This window comes from Streptomyces hirsutus, from assembly GCF_001418415.1.
In the GTDB taxonomy this organism is placed as follows: domain Bacteria; phylum Actinomycetota; class Actinomycetes; order Streptomycetales; family Streptomycetaceae; genus Streptomyces; species Streptomyces hirsutus.
Genome location: NZ_LIQT01000782.1, coordinates 1 through 1,100 on the forward strand (window position 1 = coordinate 1; position 1,100 = coordinate 1,100).

A 1,100-nucleotide genomic window follows, 5' to 3' on the forward strand; every position below is an offset into this window, starting at 1 on the left:
CCCCTCAGCCCTCCACGCGGATCCCCAGCTCCCCCGCCAGGACCGGTGCCAGGTCCAGCAGCTGCCCCGTACTGATCACCGCCCCCGCCAGCCGGTCCACACCCCGGGCGATCTCCAGCGAAGCGGCACCGCGCAGATCGACGTCCGTCAACGTGGCCCCGCTGAGATCCGCGCCCTTGAGCGCGCAGTCCACGAACTCCACCCGCTCCAGCCGCGCCCCGCCGAAGTCCGGCTCGACCAGCACACAGCTCTCGAAGACGACGTCCCTGAGCCGCGCGGACCGCAGATTCAGGAAATCGATCTTCCCGCCCCGGACCAGCACCCGCTCCAGCACCGCCCCGTGCAACTGGGTCCCCCCGAGGCGCGCGTCCGTCAGCTCGACGTCGCGCAGCGTCGCCCCGGAGAGATCCGTGCCCACCCCCCGCACACCGGCGAGGACCGAGTCCAGCACCCGGGCCCTGGACAGCCGCGCCTCGTCCAGCGCGCATCCCGTCAGCACGCAGTCCATGAACCGCGCCCCCGCGCCGTCCTGCGCCGAGAGATCCGCCTCGAAGAACTCCAGCCCGTCGTAATCCCCGTCCGGCTCCAGCCCACCCCCCTCGTACCGCTCCGGCTGCGGCAGCCGCAGCTCCGGACGCCGTGCGCCCTTCACCCCCGTACCGCCCGCCGACACCGCTCGCCTCACCATGCCCTCATCCTCCACTCCCCCTCTGACAATCGGCCTGACCTGCGAAGACCTCGGACCTGTCACATCCTGGGGCCCTGGGCCGTCGTAGCCACGAACCACCGGAACCACCGGAGACGGGACGGGACCGCCTCCGGAACCGCCAGGCGCGACCCCGATCGAGGGAGAACCCAGCCATGCAGCGCATCACCGTCATCGGCGGCGGCTTCGCCGGACTGACCGCGGCCATCACCGCCGCCGAGGCAGGAGCCGAAGTCACCCTCCACGAAGCGCACCACACCCTCGGCGGCCGCGCCCGCACCGCCGAGGGCCCCTACCGGACCAACGAGGGCCCCCACGCCCTCTACAGCGGCGGCCCGCACTGGTCCTGGCTCCGGCAGCGCGGCCTCCTCGGCCTCCTCGCGCCCCTCCCGCC

General features: G+C 73.3%; 2 protein-coding genes. One reads left to right on the top strand and one right to left on the bottom strand.

From position 1 onward, the window contains the following. Positions 1–4: 4 nt before the first annotated feature. Positions 5–688, bottom strand: a complete 684-nt coding sequence (locus AOK11_RS38595; protein ID WP_055598249.1) for a pentapeptide repeat-containing protein — start codon at positions 686–688, stop codon at positions 5–7. A 173-nt stretch (positions 689–861) separates the two neighbouring features. On the opposite strand from AOK11_RS38595, the gene AOK11_RS38600 reads away from it, so the two are divergent. After that, the coding region (locus AOK11_RS38600; RefSeq protein WP_157869556.1) for an FAD-dependent oxidoreductase at positions 862–1,100 on the top strand (239 nt) is incomplete at its 3' end.